The following is an 817-nucleotide window of genomic DNA, read 5'->3' on the forward strand; positions in this document are numbered from 1 at the left end:
ATTTTGCGGAGCCTTACGGTGCCCTCCTGTGGTTCGGCGTCCGTTCTCATCGCGTACCTCGACAGTGTCACCGACACGCCCATGGTCGACCAAGACCTCATCGCGCCCTTGTTACGCACCTTGGCCCCTGCGCCGACCTGGGATCGATCCACGCTGGCCGCCGGTCATATTACCGCCCAAAAGGCCTGGTCCAGCATTCTCGACGATTTAGCGTCGGGGCATACGCTGATCTTTGTCCCGGGTCTGGCCCACGTCTGGAGTGTCGACACGGTGAAATATCCGCAGCGGTCCATTGAACGACCCCAAACCGAATTGGCCGTGCGCGGGCCCGACGAGGCCTTCAATGAAAGCCTCGCTACCCAAATGGGCCAATTACGCCGACGGTTTCGCGATCCCGCCCTCCAATTTCAGTCGATCACCGTAGGGCAGCGGCAGCATGAGCCGATCATGCTGGCCTACGTCGCAGGGCTCACCAACCCGTCCTTGACAAGTCTCGTGACCGCGCGGCTATCCCGGATCGCCATGGGCGGACGCGCGAACGCCACCGTGGTGGCGGGGTTGATTCGGGACCAGCCCCGGTCGATCTTTCCCACCATCCGGTCCACCGAGCGGCTGGACGTCGCCTGCCACGCCTTGTTAGAAGGTAAGGTGGTCATTTTGGTGGATGGAGATCCCTTCGTCCTGATCGCACCGGCACCCCTCGCCGATTTTTATCGCACCGGGATGGACTATGCCGGGGTCTGGTACGACACCACGTTTGTCCGCTTGATTCGGCTTGTGGGCTGGGCCATCGGCGTGTATCTGCCGGGTCTCTACA

Annotated in this window: 1 protein-coding gene; it reads left to right on the forward strand. The window is 61.9% G+C overall.

Annotated features, from left to right (window positions below; translation table 11 throughout):
• Window positions 1-817 (forward strand): spore germination protein (locus HIJ39_RS23215; RefSeq protein WP_207711897.1); only part of this gene is annotated, 817 nt, incomplete at both ends.

Origin of the sequence: Sulfobacillus harzensis, assembly GCF_012933365.1 — a bacterium.
In the GTDB taxonomy this organism is placed as follows: Bacteria; Bacillota; Sulfobacillia; order Sulfobacillales; family Sulfobacillaceae; genus Sulfobacillus_B; species Sulfobacillus_B harzensis.